The sequence below is a fragment of the Kitasatospora sp. NPDC058243 genome, assembly GCF_042882025.1.
Taxonomy (GTDB): Bacteria; Actinomycetota; Actinomycetes; order Streptomycetales; family Streptomycetaceae; genus Kitasatospora.
Genome location: NZ_JBHVWW010000066.1, coordinates 26,658 through 47,157, shown reverse-complemented (window position 1 = coordinate 47,157; position 20,500 = coordinate 26,658). Strand labels below are relative to the sequence as shown.

The window sequence follows — 20,500 nt, the reverse complement described above, 5'->3', positions numbered from 1 at the left end:
GAGCGGTACTGAGCGACAGAGCAACAGACCGCGGACCGGCGCACGGCGCGAGGCGCGCGGCACGGGGTCGACCGGAGGAGTCACGTGGCAGCCAGCGACCGGGGGGCGGACAAGGCCTCCCGTGAGGAGGCCCTGCTGCGGGCCTCCCTCAGTGCCATCGCACCCGGCACGGGGCTGCGCGACGGCCTGGAGCGGGTGCTCCGGGCCAACACCGGCGGCCTGATCGTGCTCGGTTTCGACAAGACGGTCGAGTCGATCTGCACCGGCGGCTTCGTCCTGGACGTCGAGTTCACCGCGACCCGGCTGCGCGAGCTGTGCAAGCTGGACGGCGCGGTGGTGCTGGACAAGGACATCACCAAGATCGTCCGGGCCGGCGTGCACCTGATGCCGGATTCCACGATCCCCACCGACGAGACCGGCACCCGCCACCGCACCGCGGAGCGGGTCAACCGGCAGACCGGCTTCCCGGTGGTGGCGGTCTCGCACTCGATGCGGCTGATCGCGATGTACGTCAACGGCACCCGCCGGGTGCTGGAGGACTCCACCACCGTCCTGTCCCGCGCCAACCAGGCGCTGGCCACCCTGGAGCGCTACAAGCTGCGCCTGGACGAGGTGGCCGGCACGCTGTCGGCGCTGGAGATCGAGGACCTGGTGACGGTCCGGGACGTCACCGCCGTCGCCCAGCGGCTGGAGATGGTCCGCCTGATCGCCACCGAGATCGCCGGCTACGTGCTGGAACTCGGTATCGACGGCCGGCTGCTCTCGCTCCAGCTGGACGAGCTGATCGCGGGCGTGGAGCCGGAGCGCGAACTGGTCGCCCGGGACTACTTCCCGGAGCGGGCCGCCAAGAAGGGCCGGACGGTCAACGAGGTGCTGGCCGACCTGGAGGCGCTCACCCACGCCGAGCTGCTGGACCTTCAGACGGTCGCCAAGGCGCTCGGCTACTCGGGCTCCCCGGAGTCGCTGGACTCCGCGGTCTCACCGCGCGGCTACCGGCTGCTGGCGAAGATCCCGCGCCTGCCCAACACGGTGATAGAGCGCCTGGTCGAGCACTTCGGCGGCTTGCAGAAGCTGCTCGCCGCCAGCATCGACGACCTGCAGACGGTCGAGGGCGTCGGTGAGACCCGGGCCCGCTCGGTCCGCGAGGGCCTGTCCCGGCTGGCCGAATCGTCCATCCTGGAGCGCTACGTCTGACCAGGCGCCACGTCCGACCTGACGCACCGCCGCGCACGGCCCCCGGGGAACGCCCCGGGGGCCGTCGCGCACCCCGCCGAGGCCCCCCGTCGAGTCCCCCCTCGCCGAGCCACCCCGACCGGCACCCCCCGACCGGCCCGTGAGGCGCCGAAGCCCCCGGCCGCGGCCGGGGGCTTCGAGTCGAGTTGAGGGGGGTTCAGCTGTCCAGGCGGATCGAGGAGCGCGCCGAGACCTGGCCGCCGGAGAGCCCGGTGAGGTCGGCGACCACCAGGTAGGTGCCCGCCGCGGGGGGCGCCGGGTCGGCGGTGGCGCACTGCGGCTTGCTGCGGCTGCGGTCCCAGGTGAACGTCTCGGTCAGGCCGTTGTTGGCCGGGATCTGCACCCAGCTGCTGCCGCGGTCGGACGGGCAGTCGCCGGAGGACCAGACCCGGTCGCCGTTGCTGGCGGTCACGGTGATCGCGGAGGCCGCCCGGCCCAGGTCCACCCGGCAGTTGGCGCCGGAGGCGTTCTTCACGGTGAGCGAGAGCCGCGGCTTGTCCTTGGGCTGGTACGAGTTCTGCGCGCTGGCCAGCTCCAGGGTGACCTGCGAGGAGGCGCAGACCGGAAGCGCCATAACCTCGGGCGTGTTCACCACCGGGGCGCCCCCGCCCGTGCCGCCCGTGCCGCCGGAACCGCCGGCTGCACCGCCGCCCGCCGCCGCACCGCCACCCGTGCTCCCGCCGGTGGCAGGAGCCGGGTTGGCACCGCCGCCGGTACCGCCGGTGCTGAGGCTGACCTCGCCGCCGCCGGAGCCGGCCACCGGGCCGCCGCTCGCGTTGCCGCCGCTGCCGCCGCCGGGGCGCGCCGCAGGGCCGCTCGGGGACGCGCCGGGCGTGATGGACTGGGCGGGGGTCTGGCTCTGGGACGGAACGGCCTGTGCGGCCTTGCTCGATGAGCCGCCGTCACCGCCCCCGTCCTGATCGATCATCAGCCAGGCGATCAGGGCGGCGACCGCCGCGACGGCGACGAGCACGACGACGCGCCGACGCCAGTAGATCGAGGCCGGCAGCGGTCCCACGGGTTGACGCAGAGAGGGCACGCCCAAACTCTACGAGACTGTGTGTGCCGCTTGACGCACCAACACCGCACAGTCGCCCCTTCCTTCACATGATCCGCCATTTGCGCCGTTCGAGGGAGCTCGGAAGCGGTAAGTTTCCGGGAGATCCACGGGGGTATCCGGAGCGCTTTTCTCCGCTTCGGTCGCGCCCGTCGACATGGGAGGATCGAAGGGCCATGGCTGCCATCACCGTCACCCCCGCCCCCGTCCCCCCGGCAGGCGCCGCGCCGGACGCCGTCCGGCCGCCGATGCCGCTGCCGCTGCTGCACGCGACCGTCCTCGACTGGTACGAGGCCGACAAGCGCGACCTCCCCTGGCGGACGCCCGAGGCGACGCCCTGGGCGATCATGGTGAGCGAGTTCATGCTCCAGCAGACTCCGGTGAAGCGGGTGCTGCCCGCCTGGGAGGCGTGGCTGACCCGCTGGCCCACCCCGGCGGACCTCGCGGCCGATGCGCCCGGCGAGGCGGTCCGGATGTGGGGCCGGCTCGGCTACCCGCGCCGCGCGCTGCGGCTGCACGGGGCCGCGGTGGCGATCACCGAGGAGCACGGCGGCGAGGTGCCGGACGACCACGCCACCCTGCTCTCACTGCCCGGGGTCGGGGAGTACACGGCCGCCGCGGTCGCCTCCTTCGCCTTCCGTCAGCGGCACGTGGTGCTGGACACCAACGTCCGCCGGGTGTTCGCCCGTGCGGTGTCCGGCGTCGAGTACCCGGCCCAGGCCACCACGGCCGCCGAGCGCCGCACGGCGACGGCGCTGCTGCCCGACGACGCCGAGACCGCGGCCACCTGGGCGGTCGGCGTGATGGAGCTGGGCGCGCTGGTCTGCACCGCGCGCGGCCCGGAGTGCGGGGGCTGCCCGCTGTTCGCCCACTGTGCCTGGCAGCGGGCCGGCCGCCCGCCGTACGAGGGCCCGGCCCGGCGCGGCCAGACCTACGAGGGGACGGACCGGCAGGTGCGCGGCAAGCTGCTCGCGGTGCTGCGGGAGTCGCACGGCTCGGTGCCGCAGGCCCGGCTGGACGCGGTCTGGCCGGACGCGGTGCAGCGGGCCCGGGCGCTGGACGGACTGGTCGCGGACGGCCTGGTGGAGCCCGTCGAGCAGGGCGTCTACCGGCTTCCCCAGTAGTCGGCCACGAACGCGGGACGGCGCCCCCGGAGGATTCCTCCGGGGGCGCCGTCGTGTCGGCGGGAGGGCGGTCAGACGGCCGCCGCCTCCAGCGAGGCCTCGGCGGACTTGTCCGCCTTGCCCGTGCCGGTACCGCGCAGCGGCACCTCGCGCATGAACACCGCGGCGGCGATCGCGACCACGGCCAACCCGGCGCCCCACAGGAAGACGGTGTGAGTGCCGTTGGACACCGCGTGGTGGAAGGCGTCCTGGACGTGCTCCGGCAGCTTGCGCAGTTCGGCCGGGCTCATCTCGCCCGGGTCCTTGGCCCCGCCGCCGGCCGAGGCCTGCTCGCCCAGCCGCGCGGTCATGGTGTCCTTCACCCGGTTGTTGAACAGCGCGCCGAACAGCGCGACACCGAAGGAGCCGCCGATGGTGCGGAACAGGGTGGCGGTGGAGCTGGCCACGCCCATGTCCTTGAGCTCGACGCTGTTCTGGGCGACCAGCATGGTGATCTGCATCAGGAAGCCCATGCCGGCGCCGAGCACGACCATCCAGCAGGCCGAGGTGAAGCTGCTGGTCCCGACGCCCATGGTGGAGAGCAGGATCATGCCACCGGTCATCACGATGGTGCCGATGATCGGGTAGATCCGGTACTTCCCGGTCCTGGTGACGGCCTGGCCGACCACCAGCGAGACCACCAGCATGCCGAACATCAACGGCATCAGCAGCAGACCGGAGTTGGTCGCCGAGGCACCCTGGACGATCTGCTGGTAGAACGGCAGGAAGAAGGTCGAGCCGAACATCACGAAGCCGACGATGAAGCCGATGATCGAGACCAGGGTGAAGTTCAGGTTCTTGAACAGGGCCAGCGGCAGCATCGGCTCCTCGACACGCTGCTCCACGTAGCAGAAGCCGATCAGCGAGGCGACGGAGAGCGCGATCAGGCCGAGGATCTCATTGGAGCCCCAGGCGTACTGCTGGCCGCCCCAGGTGGTCATCAGCACCAGCGAGGTGATGCCGGTGGTGAGCAATATCGCGCCCAGGTAGTCGATCCGGGCCGTGTTGCGGACCTTCGGCAGCTTCAGGGTGACGATGACCACGGCGAGCGCGACCACGCCGAGCGGCAGGTTGATGTAGAAGGTCCAGTGCCAGCTCAGGTGGTCGGTGATGAAGCCGCCGACCAGCGGGCCGCCGACGGTGGCGAGGGCCATCACCGCGGCGAACATGCCCTGGTACTTGCCGCGGTCGCGCGGCGGGACGAGTGCGCCCATGATCGACATGACGCCGACCATCAGACCGCCGGCACCCAGGCCCTGTACGGCGCGGAAGCCGATCAGCTCGGTCATGTTCTGCGACAGACCGGACAGTGCCGAGCCCACCAGGAAGATCACGATCGAGGTGAGGAAGCTGCCCTTGCGGCCGTACATGTCGCCGAGCTTGCCCCAGATCGGGGTGGAGGCGGCGGTGGTCAGGGTGTAGGCGGTGACCACCCAGGACCGGTGCTCGGCGCCGCCGAGGTCGCCGACGATGGTCGGCATCGCGGTGCCGACGATCAGGTTGTCGAGCATGGCCAGCAGCATGGTGACGACCAGGCCGACCATGACGAGGCGGATCTCGCGGGGTGACCGCGGCTGCTCCTCCTCGGCTGACTTCTCCTCCGGTACCGGGCCGGTGGTCTTGGACTGTGACATGAGGTGGTGTCTCCCGGAGGGGTGTTTCGGACGGGCGGAGGCCGCGCAGTGATTCACTTACTTGACGCCCGGCTAGTTTGTGGACCGTCGGCACGGTAAGTTGTTTACTAGCCGGTCGTCAAGCCAGTTTCCCGCCCGGCTGCCTGGGCAGGGAGAATAGGCCCGGGGCGGACGCCACCGGGGTCCGCAGCAGTCACCGACGCACTCATGAGGCAGGCCATGGGCACTCCGCACAGCCCCCGCAGCGACACGCGGTCCCGCATCATCGAGGTGTCCCTGGAGCTCTTCTCCGAGCAGGGCTACGAGCAGACCTCGCTGCGCGAGATCGCCGACCGCCTCGGCGTCACCAAGGCCGCGCTCTACTACCACTTCAAGACCAAGGACGACATCGTCCTGGGCATCGTGGAGCGGATGGCCGCGCCGATCGACGAGACCATCGCGTGGGGCCGGCAGCAGTCCTGGAGCCCGGAGATGCGCGACGAGCTGATCCGCCGCTTCGCGGACGGGATGGCCGAGCGGGCGCCGCTGCTGCGCTTCTTCCACGAGAACCAGCCCGCGCTGCGCGAGTCCGCGGCCGGGCTGGCGTTCAAGGACCGCATGATCACGATGATCCAGCTGGTGCACGGGCCGGACGCCGACTTCCGGGAGCGGCTGCGCGCCACGATGTCGCTGTTCACCGTCCACTCGGCGATGTTCCTGCTCAAGCAGGACACCGCGGACTGCGACCACGGCGACAACGTGTGGGGCGAGCCCTGGCCGCCGGCGGCCACCCTGGAGGACGCGATCGGGGCGGCCCGGGAGGTCGCGCTGGAGATCGGCGGCCGGATCGGCCACCCGGCCCCCGCCCACTCCTGAGCGGACGGGCAGGCAGTCGGGCAGTCGGGCAGTCGGGCAGGCGGGCGGACCGGTAGCCGGGGCCGGACTCAGAAGTCGGTGACGCCGTGCCCCGCGAGGAACGCGATCGGGTTCACCACCGCGCCGTAGCGGTTGCTGGTGCGGATCTCGAAGTGCAGATGGGGCCCGGTCGAGTTGCCGGTGCTCCCGGACCGCCCGATCTGCTCGCCGGCCGACACCTGGTCCCCGGCCGCGACCCCGAGCGAGGACAGGTGCGCGTACTGCGCGTAGTGCCCGTCCGCCAGCCGCAGCACGACCTCCTTGCCGTACGAGCCGTCCCAGCCGGCCGACACCACGGTCGCGTTCCCGACCGCCAGCAGCGGAGTGCCCGGGTCGACCGCGAAGTCCACCCCGGTGTGGTATCCGGCGGCGTACTCGGAGTTGGCCGCCCCGTACGGATTGCTGGTCGGCGCGTCCGGCACCGGGGCCGACCACTCCGGAGCCGGAGCCGGAGCCGGCTCCGGTGCGGGCGCGGCCTCGGGCCCCGGCGCGGGGGCCTCGGCCGGCGCGCCGGCGACGGGCGGCTCCACCGGCAGCAGGTTGGCGGCCACCGCCACGAACTCCTGCGCCGAGTCGCCGTCGTTCGGCAGCCGGTACGGGCTCGGCCCGGCCACCTGGACCAGCCCCGGGCTGGGCACGGCGGCCTGCGGCGCGGTGAAGGCCGAGCTGCCGGGCGTGGTGGGCCGGACGGTCTGCGCCGAGGCGCTGCCGGGCGCGGCCACCAGCAGCGCGCCGGCGAGCAGTACCGCGGCCGCCCCGGCGGCGACCACCGCGCGCTCCCGTTCGGCCTGCGGGTGCCCGCCGGGCAGCGGGTGCCGGGGCGCGGCGAGCGCGCGCAGCGGCGCGGCATGGGTGCGGGCGGCATGGCCGAGCCGGGGCTGCCAGGCCGCCGCCTGGGCCGCCGTACGGGCGGCGAGCCGGCGCAGGACCGGCCCCACGGGCGGGACAGAGGACATCGGTAGCCGTACCTCACGGTGGACGAGGGCAGCACGAAGTGCCCGTTCGGGCGCGTGCTGAGCGGGGGACCACTCAGGTGTAACGGTCACCGAGCGGAGTCCCAAACGGCGTGACGTACTACGGCGTGTAGTCGGCGTTGCGCCGGAGATTCAAGCTGACGGAGTAATGATCATGAGATTCGATCGTCTGTCACCGGTCCGCGGCAGGCCGCCCGCGCCCGCGGCCGGGCTACTACCGCCGGTCGTACCGCGCCCGGCGGGAGCCCGGCCGGTGTGACCAGCGCCACGCCCATCCAGGGTTTGGGTCGGCCGCACACCCCTTTCCGCCGTCCGCTCCGCTGACCTGGCGGGCCCGCTGGGGGACCATCGACGCATGTATGGCAACAGGAGCGAAGACCTCGACGGCAATGACCGCCCGAGCCTGCCGGACCGCCGCTTCGCCGCCCTGCGCGGCTGCGAGCGGATCCTGTCCGGCGACCGGCCGCAGAGCATGCGCGAACGCCTCGCAGCCCTCGCGGGGGAGGGCGGCGGCCACGACCTGGACCACCGCCCGGACCAGTACGGCGACGGCGTGGTCCGCACCCTGGAACGCACGGTCGCCGACCTGCTCGGCACCGAGGACGCGGCCTTCTTCCCCACCGGCACCATGGCCCAGCAGGTCGCCCTGCGGATCCACGCCGAGGCGGCCGGGCTGCGCACCGTCGCGACCCACCCGCTGGCCCACACCGACCAGCACGAGCGGCACGCGCTCGGCGTGCTGACCGGCCTGCGCAGCGTCTGGCCGACCATGGCCCCGCGCCAGCCCACCGTCGCGGAGCTGCGCTCCTTCGACGAGCCGTACGCCGCGCTCAGCCTGGAGCTGCCGCTGCGCGAGGCCGGCTTCGTGCTGCCCGACTGGGCGGAGCTGGCGGCGCTGGCCGGGGTCGTCCGGGAGGAGTGCGGCGCGGCCCTGCACCTGGACGGTGCCCGGATCTGGGAGTCGGTGTTCCACCTCGGGCACCCGCTGCCGGAGATCGTCGCGCTGGCCGACTCGGTCTACGTGTCCTTCTACAAGACGCTCGGCGGCATCAGCGGCGCCGCGCTGGCCGGTTCGCGGGGCTTCGTCCGCACCGCCAAGGCCTGGCGGCACCGGTACGGCGGCCAGCTCTACCAGCAGTGGCCGGCGGCGCTCGCCGCGCTGGCCGGGCTGGATGCCCGACTCCCGCTGCTGGAGCGGTACGTGACGCACGCCAAGGTGGTCGCCGAGGCGCTGGACGCGGCCTTCGCGGCGGTCCCCGGCGCCCGGGTGCACCCGGCCCCGCCGCACACCCACCAGTTCCAGCTCTGGCTGCCGTACGCCGCCGGGGAGTTGGACGAGGCCGGGCTGGGGCTGGCCGAGGAGACCGGGGTCGCCCTGTTCGGCGGCTGGCGCGAGCGGGACCTGCCGGGCCTGGCGATGACGGAGGTCACGGTGTCGGCGTCCGCGCTCGACTGGACGCCGGCGGACGTCGCCGAGGCGGCCGCCGCCTTCCTGGACCGGCTGCCGGCCCGGGGCGCCGGGGCCGGCGGGAGCCGCGGCGGGGCCTGACCGGAAAGCGTCCGGCCCGCCCCCGCGCGATGCGGGGACGGGCCGGACGTGGTGGGTCAGAACCGCCTGGTCACAGGCTGATCGCTACTGCTCGACCGATCAGTTGTCGACCGGGCGGACCCGGATCCAGGTCTCCAGGTAGTTCGAGGACTCGTTCTCGACCTCGATGCTGGTACCGGTCTTCGGGACGTCCACGCCGCTGTACGGGTTGTCCTTGGACCACCACGACTTCAGGTCCGAGAACTCGTCGACACCCTTGGCCTTCGGGACGACCGTCTCGACGCCGTTCTTGTGCAGGGTCAGCTGGCTGGTCTTGCGCGAGCCGAAGGTCGAGTCGTAACCCTGCATGCGCGGACGCAGCAGGGCGCCGTCGCTCCACTTGAGCGGGGTCGGGTGCGAGTCGATCGGCAGGATCAGACCGTGGCCCGGGTGGGCGCTGACGTTGTTGTTGGGCTGCGACTCGTCCCAGAACCAGATCAGCAGACCGGGCTGGTACGGGTAGTACTCGACCCACTTCGGCCGGCTGTTGCCCCAACCGAAGTTGTACGGGCCGGTCTTCAGGGTCTGGTCGAAGGAGACGTACTGGCGGTTCTCCGCGATGTAGTACTGCCCGTAGTCCTTGGTGTAGCTGCCGGCGAAGCGGGTGAAGCCCTTGGCCACCCAGCCGTTGTCACCGTTCTCGACGTCGTCGCTGAAGATCGTCGAACCGTCGGCGGTCACCGAGATGTCGTCGACGGCGAAGCCGCGGTAGTGCAGGCCACCGTCGGTGGTGTTGTGGAAGCGGACCTTGACGGCCTTGCCGGCGTAGGCGTCCAGCGAGAAGGACACGTCGCCCCAGGCGGCGGTGAGGCCGGTCAGGGCCGCGCGGCCGCCGGCGTCCTTCGTGATCGGCTTGCCGTTCCAGGTGCCGTCCAGGGCGGTCCAGTTGGTGCCGCCGTCGGTGGAGACCTCGGCGAAGGCGTAGTCGAAGTTCGCCTCCAGCTCGTACCAGGCCTTGGCGTTCAGGCTGGCCTTGGTCTTGCCGGTCAGGTCGATGTCACGGGTGAGCGTGACGTTCAAGTTGTCGGCGCTGCCGCTCCACCACTCGCTCTTGCCCGAAGCGGGCTTGTTGATGTCGGTGGGGATGGTCTTCTTCGGCAGCTCGACGACCAGGGCCTGCGGGAGGCTGCTGTTGTACTCGACCGGGCCGATGTGGTGGGTCGACTCGGTGCCGGCCTTGGCCTTGTCGAACTTCAGCCAGCCGAGCTTGAGCTTGCTCCAGGCGTCGAGGTCGTTCGGCATGTCGCCGATGGCGCCCTTGCCCTCGCCGAGCCAGGAACCGGAGGACATCAGCGACCAGAAGCCGACCGAGTTGTCGATGCCGGTGCCGGCGGTGTCGTAGAGGTCCGGCAGACCGAGGTCGTGGCCGTACTCGTGGGCGAAGACGCCGAGGCCGCCGTTCTCCGGCTGCATCGTGTAGTCGCCGATCCAGAAGCCGGAGTCGCCGACCTGGACGCCGCCGAGCTTGTTGTCGGCCGGGCCCGCCTGGCCGTTCAGGTTGCCGTAGGCGTAGGCGCGGTGGGCCCACAGGGCCTTGCTGCCCTGCTTGCCGCCGCCGGCCGACTTGTCCTCACCGGCGTGCACGATCTGGAAGTGGTCGATGTACCCGTCGGGCTGGTTGAAGTTCCCGTCGTTGTGGGAACCGTAGCGGTCCCACTGGTCGTACGACGCCAGGGTGGCCTTGAGCTGCTCCTTGGTCTGCCCCTTGGCCAGCTGGTCCTTGTACCAGATGTCCACGGCGTCGCGGATCAGGTCCTGGGCGCTGTCGCAGACGTTGGAGCCGCAGTAGTCCGAGCCGTACCGGGCCTCGTTCCACGGCACCCGCACCCAGTCCGAGACCACGCCGTCGACCGAGTAGCGGCCCGAGGACTGCTTCTCGTAGAAGGTCTTCAGCGAGGGCTTGTCCTTGGAGAAGTACAGCTCCTGGAAGTGCTGCTGGTTGTAGTCGGCCTGCCAGGCGGTCGAGTTGTCGTTGGCGCGGTCCGGCTTCTCGATCTCGTTGTGCTTCGGGCCGGCCTCACCGCCGTACATGACCTTGCCGTCTGCGGTCTTGGTGGTGTTGTCCACCTGGTCGCCGAAGTCGACGAGGATGGTGAAGATCTTGTCCGTGCGCTCGCGACCGAGCTCCACGTACTTGTCCTTGCCCAGCTTGATGCTGCTGCTGCCGTTGTGCTGCTCGACCTGGGCGGTGCCCGCGATCAGCTGCTCGGTGGCGGCCTTCTGCTCGGCCTCGACCTTCTCGGTCAGCGGGCCCGGCAGGTTGTGCTCGATGTTGGCGGACTGGACGGCGTCGGCCGGGTCCCTGGGTGCGGGAGCCGAGCCCGCGGCGACGGCGGTGGCCGGGAACAGGCCCGCGCCGAGCGCGACTATGACCGCTGCGGCCGTGGCAGCCGCAGCGGATCTCCTGATGTTCTTCAAAGTTGTGACGTCCTCCCCGACCGGGGCCAGCTCTTGGCCAAAGCCCGGCAAACCAAAATGAAAGACAGGTGGACGTCATTTGATACAAGCGTGGACAAAAAAGATAGCCCTTGACCATGACATGGCCACGGCGCTATCCTGCGCAACTTCCCATCAGCTGACCATATGTCAACCGTATGTCCGTTAAAGCTTACTGAGAAATCGGACGCACCCGCACCAGCCCGCCGCGAGGCCATCCGCCCTCGCCCACGGGCACCCCCGGTCCGGCCGACCGGAACGCACCGAGCCCCCGGCGCGGACGCCGGGGGCTCGGTAGCTGTGAAGTTGTCTGTTAAATGTTGCTACTTCGTCAGGTCCGGACCGGACGAGGCGACCTCGGCCGGGGTGTCCGCGACGGCCGACTTCTCCTCACCGCGGAAGGTGAACTTGGCCTCCTTGCCCTCACCCTCGACACCGACGACCACGATGTGGCCGGCCCGCAGCTCGCCGAAGAGGATCTTCTCGGAGAGGTGGTCCTCGATCTCGCGCTGGATGGTGCGACGCAGCGGCCGGGCACCCAGGATCGGGTCGTAGCCGCGCTTGGCCAGCAGCTTCTTGGCCTCGACGCTGAGCTCCAGGCCCATGTCCTTGTCCTTGAGGCGGCCGTCCACCTTGTCGATCATCAGGTCGACGATCTGGATGATGTCTTCCTCGGACAGCTGGTGGAACACCACGATGTCGTCGACGCGGTTCAGGAACTCGGGGCGGAAGTGCTGCTTGAGCTCCTCGCCGACCTTCGCCTTCATCCGCTCGTACCCGGTCGTGGAGTCACCCGTGGCCGCGAAGCCCAGGTTGAAGCCCTTGGAGATGTCCCGGGTGCCGAGGTTGGTCGTCATGATGATGACGGTGTTCTTGAAGTCGACCACGCGGCCCTGGGAGTCGGTCAGGCGACCGTCCTCCAGGATCTGCAGCAGCGAGTTGAAGATGTCCGGGTGGGCCTTCTCGACCTCGTCGAAGAGGACGACGGAGAACGGCTTGCGGCGGACCTTCTCGGTCAGCTGGCCGCCCTCCTCGTAGCCCACGTATCCGGGGGGCGAACCGAAGAGCCGGGAGACGGTGTGCTTCTCGGAGAACTCGGACATGTCGAGCGCGATCAGCGCGTCCTCGTCGCCGAAGAGGAACTCGGCGAGCGTCTTGGACAGCTCGGTCTTACCGACGCCGGACGGGCCGGCGAAGATGAACGAGCCGCCGGGGCGCTTCGGGTCCTTGAGGCCCGCACGGGTGCGCCGGATGGCCTGGGAGAGCGCCTTGATGGCGTCCTTCTGGCCGATGACGCGCTTGTGCAGCTCGTCCTCCATGCGCAGCAGCCGCGAGGTCTCCTCCTCGGTCAGCTTGAAGACCGGGATGCCGGTGGCGGTGGCCAGGACCTCGGCGATGAGCTCCTCGTTGACCTCCGCGACGACGTCCATGTCGCCGGCCTTCCACTCCTTCTCGCGCTTGGCCTTGGCCTGGAGGAGCTGCTTCTCGTCGTCGCGCAGGGACGCGGCCTTCTCGAAGTCCTGCGCGTCGATCGCGCTCTCCTTCTCGCGGCGCACGTCGGCGATCTTCTCGTCGAACTCGCGCAGGTCCGGCGGCGCGGTCATCCGGCGGATGCGCATTCGGGAGCCGGCCTCGTCGATCAGGTCGATCGCCTTGTCCGGCAGGAAGCGGTCCGAGATGTAGCGGTCGGCCAGGGTGGCGGCGGCGACCAGCGCGGAGTCCGTGATGGAGACCCGGTGGTGGGCCTCGTAGCGGTCGCGCAGACCCTTGAGGATCTCGATGGTGTGCGGCAGCGACGGCTCGGCGACCTGGATCGGCTGGAAGCGGCGCTCCAGCGCGGCGTCCTTCTCCAGGTGCTTGCGGTACTCGTCCAGGGTGGTGGCACCGATGGTCTGCAGCTCGCCGCGGGCCAGCATCGGCTTGAGGATGCTGGCGGCGTCGATGGCGCCCTCGGCGGCGCCCGCGCCGACCAGGGTGTGCAGCTCGTCGATGAACAGGATGATGTCGCCGCGGGTGCGGATCTCCTTGAGCACCTTCTTCAGGCGCTCCTCGAAGTCACCGCGGTAGCGCGAGCCGGCCACCAGGGCGCCCAGGTCCAGCGTGTAGAGCTGCTTGTCCTTGAGCGTCTCCGGGACCTCGCCCTTGACGATCGCCTGCGCCAGGCCCTCGACCACGGCGGTCTTGCCCACGCCGGGCTCGCCGATCAGGACCGGGTTGTTCTTGGTGCGGCGGGACAGCACCTGCATGACCCGCTCGATCTCCTTCTCGCGCCCGATGACCGGGTCGAGCTTGGCCTCGCGGGCGGCCTGGGTGAGGTTGCGGCCGAACTGGTCCAGGACCAGCGAGGTCGACGGGGTGCCCTCGGCGGGCCCGCCGGCCGTGGCCGACTCCTTGCCGCCGCCGGTCTGGTAGCCGGAGAGCAGCTGGATGACCTGCTGGCGCACCCGGTTGAGGTCGGCGCCCAGCTTGACCAGGACCTGGGCGGCGACGCCCTCGCCCTCGCGGATCAGACCGAGCAGGATGTGCTCGGTGCCGATGTAGTTGTGGCCGAGCTGCAGCGCCTCCCGGAGCGACAGCTCCAGGACCTTCTTCGCCCGCGGGGTGAAGGGGATGTGGCCGGACGGGGCCTGCTGCCCCTGGCCGATGATCTCCTCGACCTGCTGGCGCACGGCCTCAAGGGAAATCCCGAGGCTCTCCAGGGCCTTGGCGGCGACGCCCTCGCCCTCGTGGATCAGACCCAGGAGGATGTGCTCGGTGCCGATGTAGTTGTGGTTGAGCATCCGGGCTTCTTCCTGAGCCAGGACGACAACCCGCCGCGCGCGGTCGGTGAACCTCTCGAACATCGTTTATCGCTCCTCAGAGCGGTCGGGCAGTTCGGGGTCGGTCCCCGCCCTGTCCTTCCGCATGCTAGTCCCGCTCAGCGGCGCGGCCCACGGATTCACTCCCCGGTACGGGAGCGAGATGCTGCGCGACCATCCGACACCAATCCCAACCTGATGCTGGGAAACGGTGTTCCCACAGGTGGCCCGGATGCACCGGATACCGCTACGCCATCGGCGAACAAGAACCGCCGGGGCGGAGCCGGGCCGTCTCCGGCCGGTCACGCATGCTGCCCCTGGACGGGTCCGAGAACCCGTCCACCTGCATTCATACCCGGTATCGGGGCGCTTCTCGCGCAGTTTCCGCGGTGGCGGTGTTCGCCTGGCGAGAAGTCGCGTCGCGGCGACGGCGGTTCGGCACGGCCGGTGCGGCAGGTACGCCGCCCGGTGGTGCCGGCGTTACCGCTTCGCCCTTACAGCGTTGCACAGCTCGTGATTGTTCCGCCGCCCGAGCCCGCGCCCCGGACGCCCCCCGGTACCGGTGCTGCTGCGGCCCCCGGGGTGCGCGCCGCGGGGCGCGGAGGAGAGTCCTCCGCGCCCCGCGCGTGTGTCGTCGGCGCCGTGTGCGGCCGCCGGGGCCCCGCATCCGCTCCGGCGTTCCGGCGGCGCCGGGGTCAGGACGCGTTGGCCTTGTCGTAGGCCTCGCGGACGGTGCTCGGCACCCGGCCGCGGTCGTTGACCTCCATGCCCTGCTCCTTGGCCCACGCGCGGATCTTCGCGGTGTCCGGCGCGCTGCCGGAGGGGCGCGGCGCGGTGCCGCGACCCGGGCGCCGCGGGCCGGCGAGCCGGCCGCTCTGCTTGCGGCCCTTCTCCACGTACGGCGCCAGCAGACCGCGCAGCTTGTCCGCGTTGGCGCTCTTCAGGTCGATCTCGTAGGCAACGCCGTCGAGCGCGAACGTCACCGTCTCGTCCGCCGAACCACCGTCGAGATCGTCTTCAAGAATGACCTGCACCCTCTGTGCCACGGGCTTCCCTTTCCGCTAAACGACCCATTGCCTAAGGAAAGGAAAGCGCCTTTCTCCGGAAAACACAAACCCTTGACCGGCGCGGAGCCGCTCAGAGGTGCAGCAGCATGCGCGAGTTGCCCAGTGTGTTGGGCTTCACCCGCTCCAGGTCAAGGAACTCCGCGACACCTTCATCGTACGAGCGGAGAAGTTCTTCATAGACATCCGTAGCGATCGCCGCCGGGTCTGTCGTACCATCATCGGTTTCCTGAAGCTCACCGATCTCGACGAAACCGTGTTTCGCGAAGAACGGAACCTCGAACGTCAAGCAGAAAATCCGACGGACGCCGAGCCAGCGTGCGGTCTGCAGCAGCTTCTCCAGCAGCAGATGTCCGACCCCGAAGCCCCGGCAGGACGGATCGACGGCGAGCGTGCGGACTTCGGCCAGGTCCTCCCACATCACGTGCAGGGCGCCGCAGGCCACCACCGCACCGGTGTCGTCGCGTTCGGCGACCCAGAACTCCTGGACGGATTCGAACAGTGTGACTGTGGGCTTGTCGAGCAGAATGCCGTCGCGTGAGTAGGCGTCGATGAGCCCGCGTACGGTCCGCACGTCCGTGGTCCGCGCACGGCGGATGGTGACCTCCATGGCCGGGACGTTATCGTGTCGCGCCCGGCGGGGTCTCCCCGGTATCCGGTCCCGGCTCCGCGGATTCGGCGGGGGCCGGATCCGACGGGAACAGAGCGGCGACCCGCAAGGCGTCCCGCAGTGCCTCGCGCTGGCCGGGCGACATCAGGCCGAAGAAGTGCACCAGGGCCGCGGCCGGATTGTCACTGGTGGCCCACGCGTCGTTCATCAGCGCCGCGGTGTACGCCTCGCGGGACGAGACCGGTTCATATCGATAGGCCCGGCCGACCCGCTCGCGGCGCAGCCAGCCCTTTCTGTGGAGCTTGTCCAGGACGGTCATCACCGTGGTGTACGCGATTTCGCGTTCCGACTGCAGATCCAGGAGAACCTCGCGAACCGTCACCGGTCGGTTCCACCGCCACACCCGGGTCATGATGGCGTTCTCAAGTTCACCGAGTTGCCGGACCATAGTGCGGCCAGGATAGGGAGTGAATGGGGCAAATCTTGTGAAGTGCGCCAAACCGGCGCGCCGCCACCCCCGGAATCGGGAATGGCGGCGCGTCGGTGGTTCGGCGGCTGACGGTGTCAGTCGCGGGTTCGCTCGCGGGTCAGTCGAGGTCTTCCTTGGCCTTCTGGGCTCCGCCCTGGCTGCGGATGATGGCCCGCACCAGGAATCCGAAGCCGATCGCCATGACCAGCGGCGGCACGATCGCGCTGACGTAGTCCATCAGTCACTCCTCCTCGGTCTTCTCCGCCGTCGCGGCGGAAGCCTTCGCCTCCGGCTTCACCAGCGGGAAGAGCACGGTCTCCCGGATGTTCTTGCCGGTCAGCAGCATGATCAGGCGGTCCACCCCGAGGCCGAGGCCGCCGGTCGGCGGCATCGCGTACTCCAGGGCCCGCAGGAAGTCCTCGTCGATCTGCATCGCCTCGACGTCGCCGCCGGCCGCCAGCAGGGACTGCGCGGTCAGGCGGGCGCGCTGCTCGACCGGGTCGACCAGCTCGGAGTAGGCGGTGCCGATCTCGGTACCGAAGATCACCAGGTCCCACTTCTCGGCCACGCCCGGCACCGAGCGGTGCTGGCGGGTCAGCGGGGAGACCTCGGTCGGGTAGTCCTTGATGAAGGTCGGCCGGACGGCGTTCTCCTCCAGCAGGCGCTCGACCATCTCCAGCACGATCTGACCGTGGCCCCAGTCCTTGTCGAACGGGATGCCGTGGTCGAAGGCCAGCTTGCGCAGCTCCTCGACGCCGGTCTCCGGGGTGACCTCGACGCCCAGGCGGGCGGAGATGCCCGGGTAGACGGAGACCTCCTCCCACGGCTCGGCCAGGTCGATCTCGTGCTCCACGCCGTGCGCGTCCAGGCCCTTGATCACCGTGGTGCCCAGCGCGTCCCGGGCCGCGTTGACGATCGTCTCGCGGATCAGCTCGGCCTGGGTGTCGTAGTCGCCGTACGCCTCGTACGACTCCAGCGAGGTGAACTCCGGGTTGTGGGTGGAGTCCGCGCCCTCGTTGCGGAAGTTGCGGTTGATCTCGAAGACCTTCTCGGCGCCGCCGACCACCAGCCGCTTGAGGTACAGCTCGGGGGCGATGCGCATGTAGAGGTCGATGTCGTACGCGTTGATGTGCGTCTTGAACGGGCGGGCGTTGGCGCCGCCGTGCACCGGCTGCAGCATCGGGGTCTCGACCTCGATGTAGCCGCGGTCCTCGTAGGTGCGGCGGATCGAGCGGACCACCTTGCTGCGCAGGTGCAGGATCTCGCGGGCCTCGGGGTTGACGATCAGGTCGACGTACCGCTGGCGGACCCGGGCCTCCGGGTCGGTCAGGCCCTTGTGCTTGTCCGGCAGCGGGCGCAGGCACTTGGCGGTGAGCTCCCAGCGGTCCACCATCACGGACAGCTCGCCGCGCTTGGAGGTGATCACCTCGCCCTCGACGCCGACCTGGTCGCCCAGGTCGATGTCCGTCTTCCAGGCCGCCAGCCGCTCCGCTCCCAGCTTGTCCAGGGAGAACATCACCTGGAGGTCGCCGGTGCCGTCGCGCAGCGTGGCGAAGCAGAGCTTGCCGCCGGTGCGGGAGAGGATCACCCGGCCGGTGACGCCGGCCCGCTCACCGGTCGCGGTGTCGGGCTCCAGGTCGGGGTGCTTGGCGCGCAGGTCCGCGATGGTGCTGGTGCGGGGGAAGCCGACCGGGTAGGGGTCGACACCGGCCGCCCGGAGCCGGTCCAGCTTCTCGCGCCGGACGCGCATCTGCTCGGGAAGGTCGTCGGTCGCGGGGATGGGGCTCTGATCGCTCACCCCACAAGGGTAGCCAGCCACACACCGTGCTCCGCCACGGGATAACGACAAGAGGGGGACCGCGTCGGCGGTCCCCCTCCTCGGGCGCGGGCGGCTCAGCCGGTGCCGGTGGCGAGTTCGATCTCGTCGGGATCCGGGGCGGCCGGGGGCGCGGGGTGGGCGGGGGGCTTGGGGCGGCGCCCGAAGAGTTCGGCCGGGGTGGGCATCCGGTGCGGGCGGGGCGGGTTCTGGGGGGCGGTGGGCCGCTCGGCGGGGGAGTCGGTGCTGCTCATCGTGATCCGTCCTCCAACAGGGGTGGGGAGACTGCTCGGGGGTGCGGCGGGGCTCGGTACGACGACGAGGTGGCGGTGCTGCCCGGTGGTGAGGGCGAGCCGTTCGCGGACGGCGGCCTCGGCCAGCGCGTGGCAGCGGCCGGCCAGCCGGGAGCGGCGGGCGCGTTCGCCGTGGCCGCACGGCTGGCGGGTCAGCCCGCGCAGCGCGGTGAGGTCCTCCGGGCCGGGCAGGTAGCCGTCGGTCACGGCCTCCTCCAGGCGTTCCAGGTAGCCGGGGGCACTGCCGGGCAGGGCTGCCCGGTAGCGCCCGAGGTCGGCGAGCAGGAAGGCGCGCAGCCGGCCGCCCTCCTGGACGGCCTCGTCGATCGCCTCGGTCAGACGCAGCGCGTCCTGGACGTCCTCCGCCCACAGCTCGGCGCCCGGCCCGGCGAACACCGGACGGTCGGGGAGCTGGAGGTGGACGGGGACGGCGGGGTGCAGGGCTTGGGCGAGGGCGCGGCGCAGCACGCGGACTTCGTCGGCGCTGAAGGCCATGCCGCCGCGCGATCCGTGTGGCGTAGGCATGGGCTGACACTACGTGAGGAATATCCGATTTGTCGGTAGCGTCGCGCCGACGCCCCACGTTCGGCCCGGCGGAATCGGCCGCGGGGGTGGGGGAGGACGCGCGTCGGCGCCCCCCGGACGGACCGGGGGGCGCCGACGGTGGGTCCTGGGGGCCGGTCAGGCCGGGCGGTTGCGCTCGAAGACCAGGCGCAGGCCGATCAGGGTGAGCCAGGGCTCGTGCACGTCGATGGTGGAGGCCTCGCCGAGGACGAGGGGGGCCAGTCCGCCGGTGGCGATCACCTGGACGTCGTCCGGGTCCTTGGACAGCTCCTTGGCCATCCGGTCGACCAGGCCGTCGACCTGGCCCGCGAAGCCGTACAGGATGCCGGACTGCATGCCCTCGACGGTGTTCTTGCCGATCACGTTGCGGGGCTTGGCCAGCTCGATCTTGCGCAGTTGGGCGCCGCGGAGGCCGAGCGCCTCGACCGAGATCTCGATGCCGGGGGCGATCGCGCCGCCCACGTAGTCGCCGCGGGCGTTGACGGCGTCGAAGGTGGTGGCGGTGCCGAAGTCGACCACGATGCACGGGCCGCCGTACAGGTGGTTGGCGGCCAGGGCGTTGACGATCCGGTCGGCGCCGACCTCCTTGGGGTTGTCCATCAGGACGTGCACCCCGGTCTTCACGCCGGGCTCCACGATCACCGCGGGGACGTCGCCGTAGTAGCGGCGGGTCACCTCGCGCAGCTCGTGGAGCACGGCGGGAACGGACGAGCAGATCGCCAGGCCCTCCACCGCGGCCTCCCGGACCGCGGTGTGGTTGCCCATCAACCCCTGTAGCAGCACTGCCAGTTCATCGGCCGTGCGGCGCGAATCAGTCGAGATCCGCCAATGTTCCACCACGTCCTCGCCGTCGAACAGGCCGAGCGTGGTCTGGGTGTTGCCGACGTCGATGGTGAGGAGCATGGGGCGCTTTCTGCGAGTCGGGACGAGGGTCAGGCGCGCAGGTCGAGGCCGATGTCCAGGATCGGCGAGGAGTGGGTGAGCGCGCCCACCGCCAGGTAGTCGACACCAGTCTGGGCGACCTCGCGCGCGGTGGCCAGGGTCAGGCCGCCGGAGGCCTCCAGCTTCGCCCGGCCGGCCACCAGCTCGACGGCCTCCTTCAGCTGCGGGACGGTGAAGTTGTCCAGCAGGATCAGGTCGGCCCCGGCCGCCAGCACCGGCGGGATCTGCTCCAGGGTGTCGACCTCGATCTCGACCGGCAGGTCGGGGTAGGCGGCCTTGACGGCCCGGAAGGCCTCGGCGACGCCGCCGGCCGCGACCACGTGGTTGTCCTTGACCAGGGCGGCGTCGGACAGGGCCATCCGGTGGTTGGCGCCGCCGCCGCAGCGCACCGCGAACTTCTCCAGCGCGCGCAGGCCCGGGGTCGTCTTGCGGGTGTCCCGGACGACGGCGCCGGTGCCCTCCAGGGCGTCGGCCCAGGCGCGGGTCGCGGTGGCGATGCCGGACAGGTGGCAGAGCAGGTTGAGCGCGCTGCGCTCGGCGGTGAGCAGGTCGCGGGTGCGGGAGCGGACCGACAGCAGCACCTGGCCGGCCTCGACCCGGTCGCCGTCCTGGACGTGCCGCTCGACCTCGAACTCCTCCTCGCAGATCAGCGAGACGACCGCCTCGGCGATCCGCAGGCCGGCCACCACGCCGGCCTGGCGGGCGGTGAAGTCGGCGGTGGCGACGGCCTCGGCGGGCACGGTGGCCACCGAGGTGACGTCCTCGCCGCCGGCCAGGTCCTCGGCCAGCGCCAGGGTGGCGATGTCCTCGACCTCGATCGGGTCCAGTCCGGCCTGCTCCAGCAGCTCGGCCAACTGCGGGTCCAGGCCGGTCTCGTAGCCCTCGCCGTCCCCGCAGGCGCAGCCGTCGCCGCAGCCGCCCTGGGCGTCGGCCAGGGGGAGTTCCTCGTGGGAGTGGGTCATGGT

Annotated in this window: 16 protein-coding genes; 4 read left to right on the top strand and 12 right to left on the bottom strand. The window is 71.0% G+C overall.

The features are described 5' to 3' along the window. Positions 1-135 precede the first annotated feature (135 nt). Positions 136-1,194, top strand: a complete 1,059-nt coding sequence (gene disA / locus ACFVX9_RS31880) for a DNA integrity scanning diadenylate cyclase DisA (protein ID WP_063351299.1) — start codon at positions 136-138, stop codon at positions 1,192-1,194. A 196-nt stretch (positions 1,195-1,390) separates the two neighbouring features. On the opposite strand, the gene ACFVX9_RS31875 is transcribed toward disA, so the two are convergent. Further along, entirely contained in the window at positions 1,391-2,272 is an 882-nt protein-coding gene (locus tag ACFVX9_RS31875; RefSeq protein ID WP_387984838.1) for a hypothetical protein, read from the bottom strand. A gap of 266 nt (positions 2,273-2,538) precedes the next feature. Between ACFVX9_RS31875 and ACFVX9_RS31870 the strand changes: the two genes are divergently transcribed. After that, positions 2,539-3,414: an A/G-specific adenine glycosylase gene (locus tag ACFVX9_RS31870; protein ID WP_380486307.1), complete on the top strand. Its 876-nt coding sequence runs from the start codon at positions 2,539-2,541 to the stop codon at positions 3,412-3,414. A gap of 71 nt (positions 3,415-3,485) precedes the next feature. On the opposite strand, the gene ACFVX9_RS31865 is transcribed toward ACFVX9_RS31870, so the two are convergent. Beyond that, positions 3,486-5,087, bottom strand: coding sequence for an MDR family MFS transporter (locus ACFVX9_RS31865; RefSeq protein WP_363617784.1), 1,602 nt, complete (start codon positions 5,085-5,087; stop codon positions 3,486-3,488). Positions 5,088-5,306: 219 nt separating this feature from the next. On the opposite strand from ACFVX9_RS31865, the gene ACFVX9_RS31860 reads away from it, so the two are divergent. After that, positions 5,307-5,942 carry a TetR/AcrR family transcriptional regulator gene (locus ACFVX9_RS31860; protein WP_380338056.1) on the top strand — a complete coding sequence of 212 codons (636 nt, stop codon included), beginning with the start codon at positions 5,307-5,309 and terminating at the stop codon, positions 5,940-5,942. A gap of 68 nt (positions 5,943-6,010) precedes the next feature. Here ACFVX9_RS31860 and ACFVX9_RS31855 read toward each other — a convergent pair whose 3' ends face one another. Beyond that, positions 6,011-6,937 carry a M23 family metallopeptidase gene (locus ACFVX9_RS31855; protein WP_380486291.1) on the bottom strand — a complete coding sequence of 309 codons (927 nt, stop codon included), beginning with the start codon at positions 6,935-6,937 and terminating at the stop codon, positions 6,011-6,013. Between the two features lie 373 nt (positions 6,938-7,310). Here ACFVX9_RS31855 and ACFVX9_RS31850 point away from each other — a divergent pair, with 373 nt between their 5' ends. Beyond that, a complete protein-coding gene (locus ACFVX9_RS31850) occupies positions 7,311-8,504 on the top strand; it encodes a threonine aldolase family protein (protein WP_380375886.1) in 1,194 nt (397 codons plus the stop codon). A 99-nt stretch (positions 8,505-8,603) separates the two neighbouring features. Here the strand turns inward: ACFVX9_RS31850 and ACFVX9_RS31845 are convergent, their stop codons facing one another. From ACFVX9_RS31845 to nadC, 9 genes are all read right to left on the bottom strand, one after another. Then, positions 8,604-10,961 carry an immune inhibitor A domain-containing protein gene (locus tag ACFVX9_RS31845; protein ID WP_380428620.1) on the bottom strand — a complete coding sequence of 786 codons (2,358 nt, stop codon included), beginning with the start codon at positions 10,959-10,961 and terminating at the stop codon, positions 8,604-8,606. Between the two features lie 341 nt (positions 10,962-11,302). Then, entirely contained in the window at positions 11,303-13,822 is a 2,520-nt protein-coding gene (locus tag ACFVX9_RS31840) for an ATP-dependent Clp protease ATP-binding subunit (protein WP_063348824.1), read from the bottom strand. A 650-nt stretch (positions 13,823-14,472) separates the two neighbouring features. After that, the gene (locus ACFVX9_RS31835; protein ID WP_063348825.1) at positions 14,473-14,823 is read right to left on the bottom strand and encodes an Lsr2 family protein; all 351 of its coding nucleotides are present in this window, start codon (positions 14,821-14,823) and stop codon (positions 14,473-14,475) included. Positions 14,824-14,914: 91 nt separating this feature from the next. Then, positions 14,915-15,451: an amino-acid N-acetyltransferase gene (locus ACFVX9_RS31830; protein WP_350878402.1), complete on the bottom strand. Its 537-nt coding sequence runs from the start codon at positions 15,449-15,451 to the stop codon at positions 14,915-14,917. A 10-nt stretch (positions 15,452-15,461) separates the two neighbouring features. Further along, complete coding sequence (locus tag ACFVX9_RS31825) at positions 15,462-15,899, bottom strand: BlaI/MecI/CopY family transcriptional regulator (RefSeq protein WP_380375889.1); 438 nt, start codon at positions 15,897-15,899, stop codon at positions 15,462-15,464. Positions 15,900-16,161: 262 nt separating this feature from the next. After that, entirely contained in the window at positions 16,162-17,718 is a 1,557-nt protein-coding gene (gene lysX / locus ACFVX9_RS31820) for a bifunctional lysylphosphatidylglycerol synthetase/lysine--tRNA ligase LysX (protein ID WP_079135798.1), read from the bottom strand. 95 nt (positions 17,719-17,813) lie between these two features. Beyond that, a complete protein-coding gene (locus tag ACFVX9_RS31815) occupies positions 17,814-18,554 on the bottom strand; it encodes a hypothetical protein (RefSeq protein WP_079135799.1) in 741 nt (246 codons plus the stop codon). A gap of 156 nt (positions 18,555-18,710) precedes the next feature. Continuing rightward, positions 18,711-19,496 carry a type III pantothenate kinase gene (locus ACFVX9_RS31810; protein WP_063348829.1) on the bottom strand — a complete coding sequence of 262 codons (786 nt, stop codon included), beginning with the start codon at positions 19,494-19,496 and terminating at the stop codon, positions 18,711-18,713. A 29-nt stretch (positions 19,497-19,525) separates the two neighbouring features. After that, positions 19,526-20,497 carry a carboxylating nicotinate-nucleotide diphosphorylase gene (gene nadC, locus ACFVX9_RS31805; protein WP_063348830.1) on the bottom strand — a complete coding sequence of 324 codons (972 nt, stop codon included), beginning with the start codon at positions 20,495-20,497 and terminating at the stop codon, positions 19,526-19,528. Positions 20,498-20,500: the final 3 nt, after the last annotated feature.

Excerpts from the sequence above, each read along its gene's own strand:
- ACFVX9_RS31870 (WP_380486307.1), top strand. The coding sequence starts at position 2,539 with ATGCCGCTGCCGCTGCTGCACGCGACCGTCCTCGACTGGTACGAGGCC.
- ACFVX9_RS31855 (WP_380486291.1), bottom strand. The coding sequence starts at position 6,937 with ATGTCCTCTGTCCCGCCCGTGGGGCCGGTCCTGCGCCGGCTCGCCGCC.
- ACFVX9_RS31825 (WP_380375889.1), bottom strand. The coding sequence starts at position 15,899 with ATGGTCCGGCAACTCGGTGAACTTGAGAACGCCATCATGACCCGGGTG.
- ACFVX9_RS31865 (WP_363617784.1), bottom strand. The coding sequence starts at position 5,087 with ATGTCACAGTCCAAGACCACCGGCCCGGTACCGGAGGAGAAGTCAGCC.
- ACFVX9_RS31860 (WP_380338056.1), top strand. The coding sequence starts at position 5,307 with ATGGGCACTCCGCACAGCCCCCGCAGCGACACGCGGTCCCGCATCATC.
- nadC (WP_063348830.1), bottom strand. The coding sequence starts at position 20,497 with ATGACCCACTCCCACGAGGAACTCCCCCTGGCCGACGCCCAGGGCGGC.
- ACFVX9_RS31830 (WP_350878402.1), bottom strand. The coding sequence starts at position 15,451 with ATGGAGGTCACCATCCGCCGTGCGCGGACCACGGACGTGCGGACCGTA.
- ACFVX9_RS31810 (WP_063348829.1), bottom strand. The coding sequence starts at position 19,496 with ATGCTCCTCACCATCGACGTCGGCAACACCCAGACCACGCTCGGCCTG.
- ACFVX9_RS31840 (WP_063348824.1), bottom strand. The coding sequence starts at position 13,822 with ATGTTCGAGAGGTTCACCGACCGCGCGCGGCGGGTTGTCGTCCTGGCT.
- ACFVX9_RS31850 (WP_380375886.1), top strand. The coding sequence starts at position 7,311 with ATGTATGGCAACAGGAGCGAAGACCTCGACGGCAATGACCGCCCGAGC.
- ACFVX9_RS31815 (WP_079135799.1), bottom strand. The coding sequence starts at position 18,554 with ATGCCTACGCCACACGGATCGCGCGGCGGCATGGCCTTCAGCGCCGAC.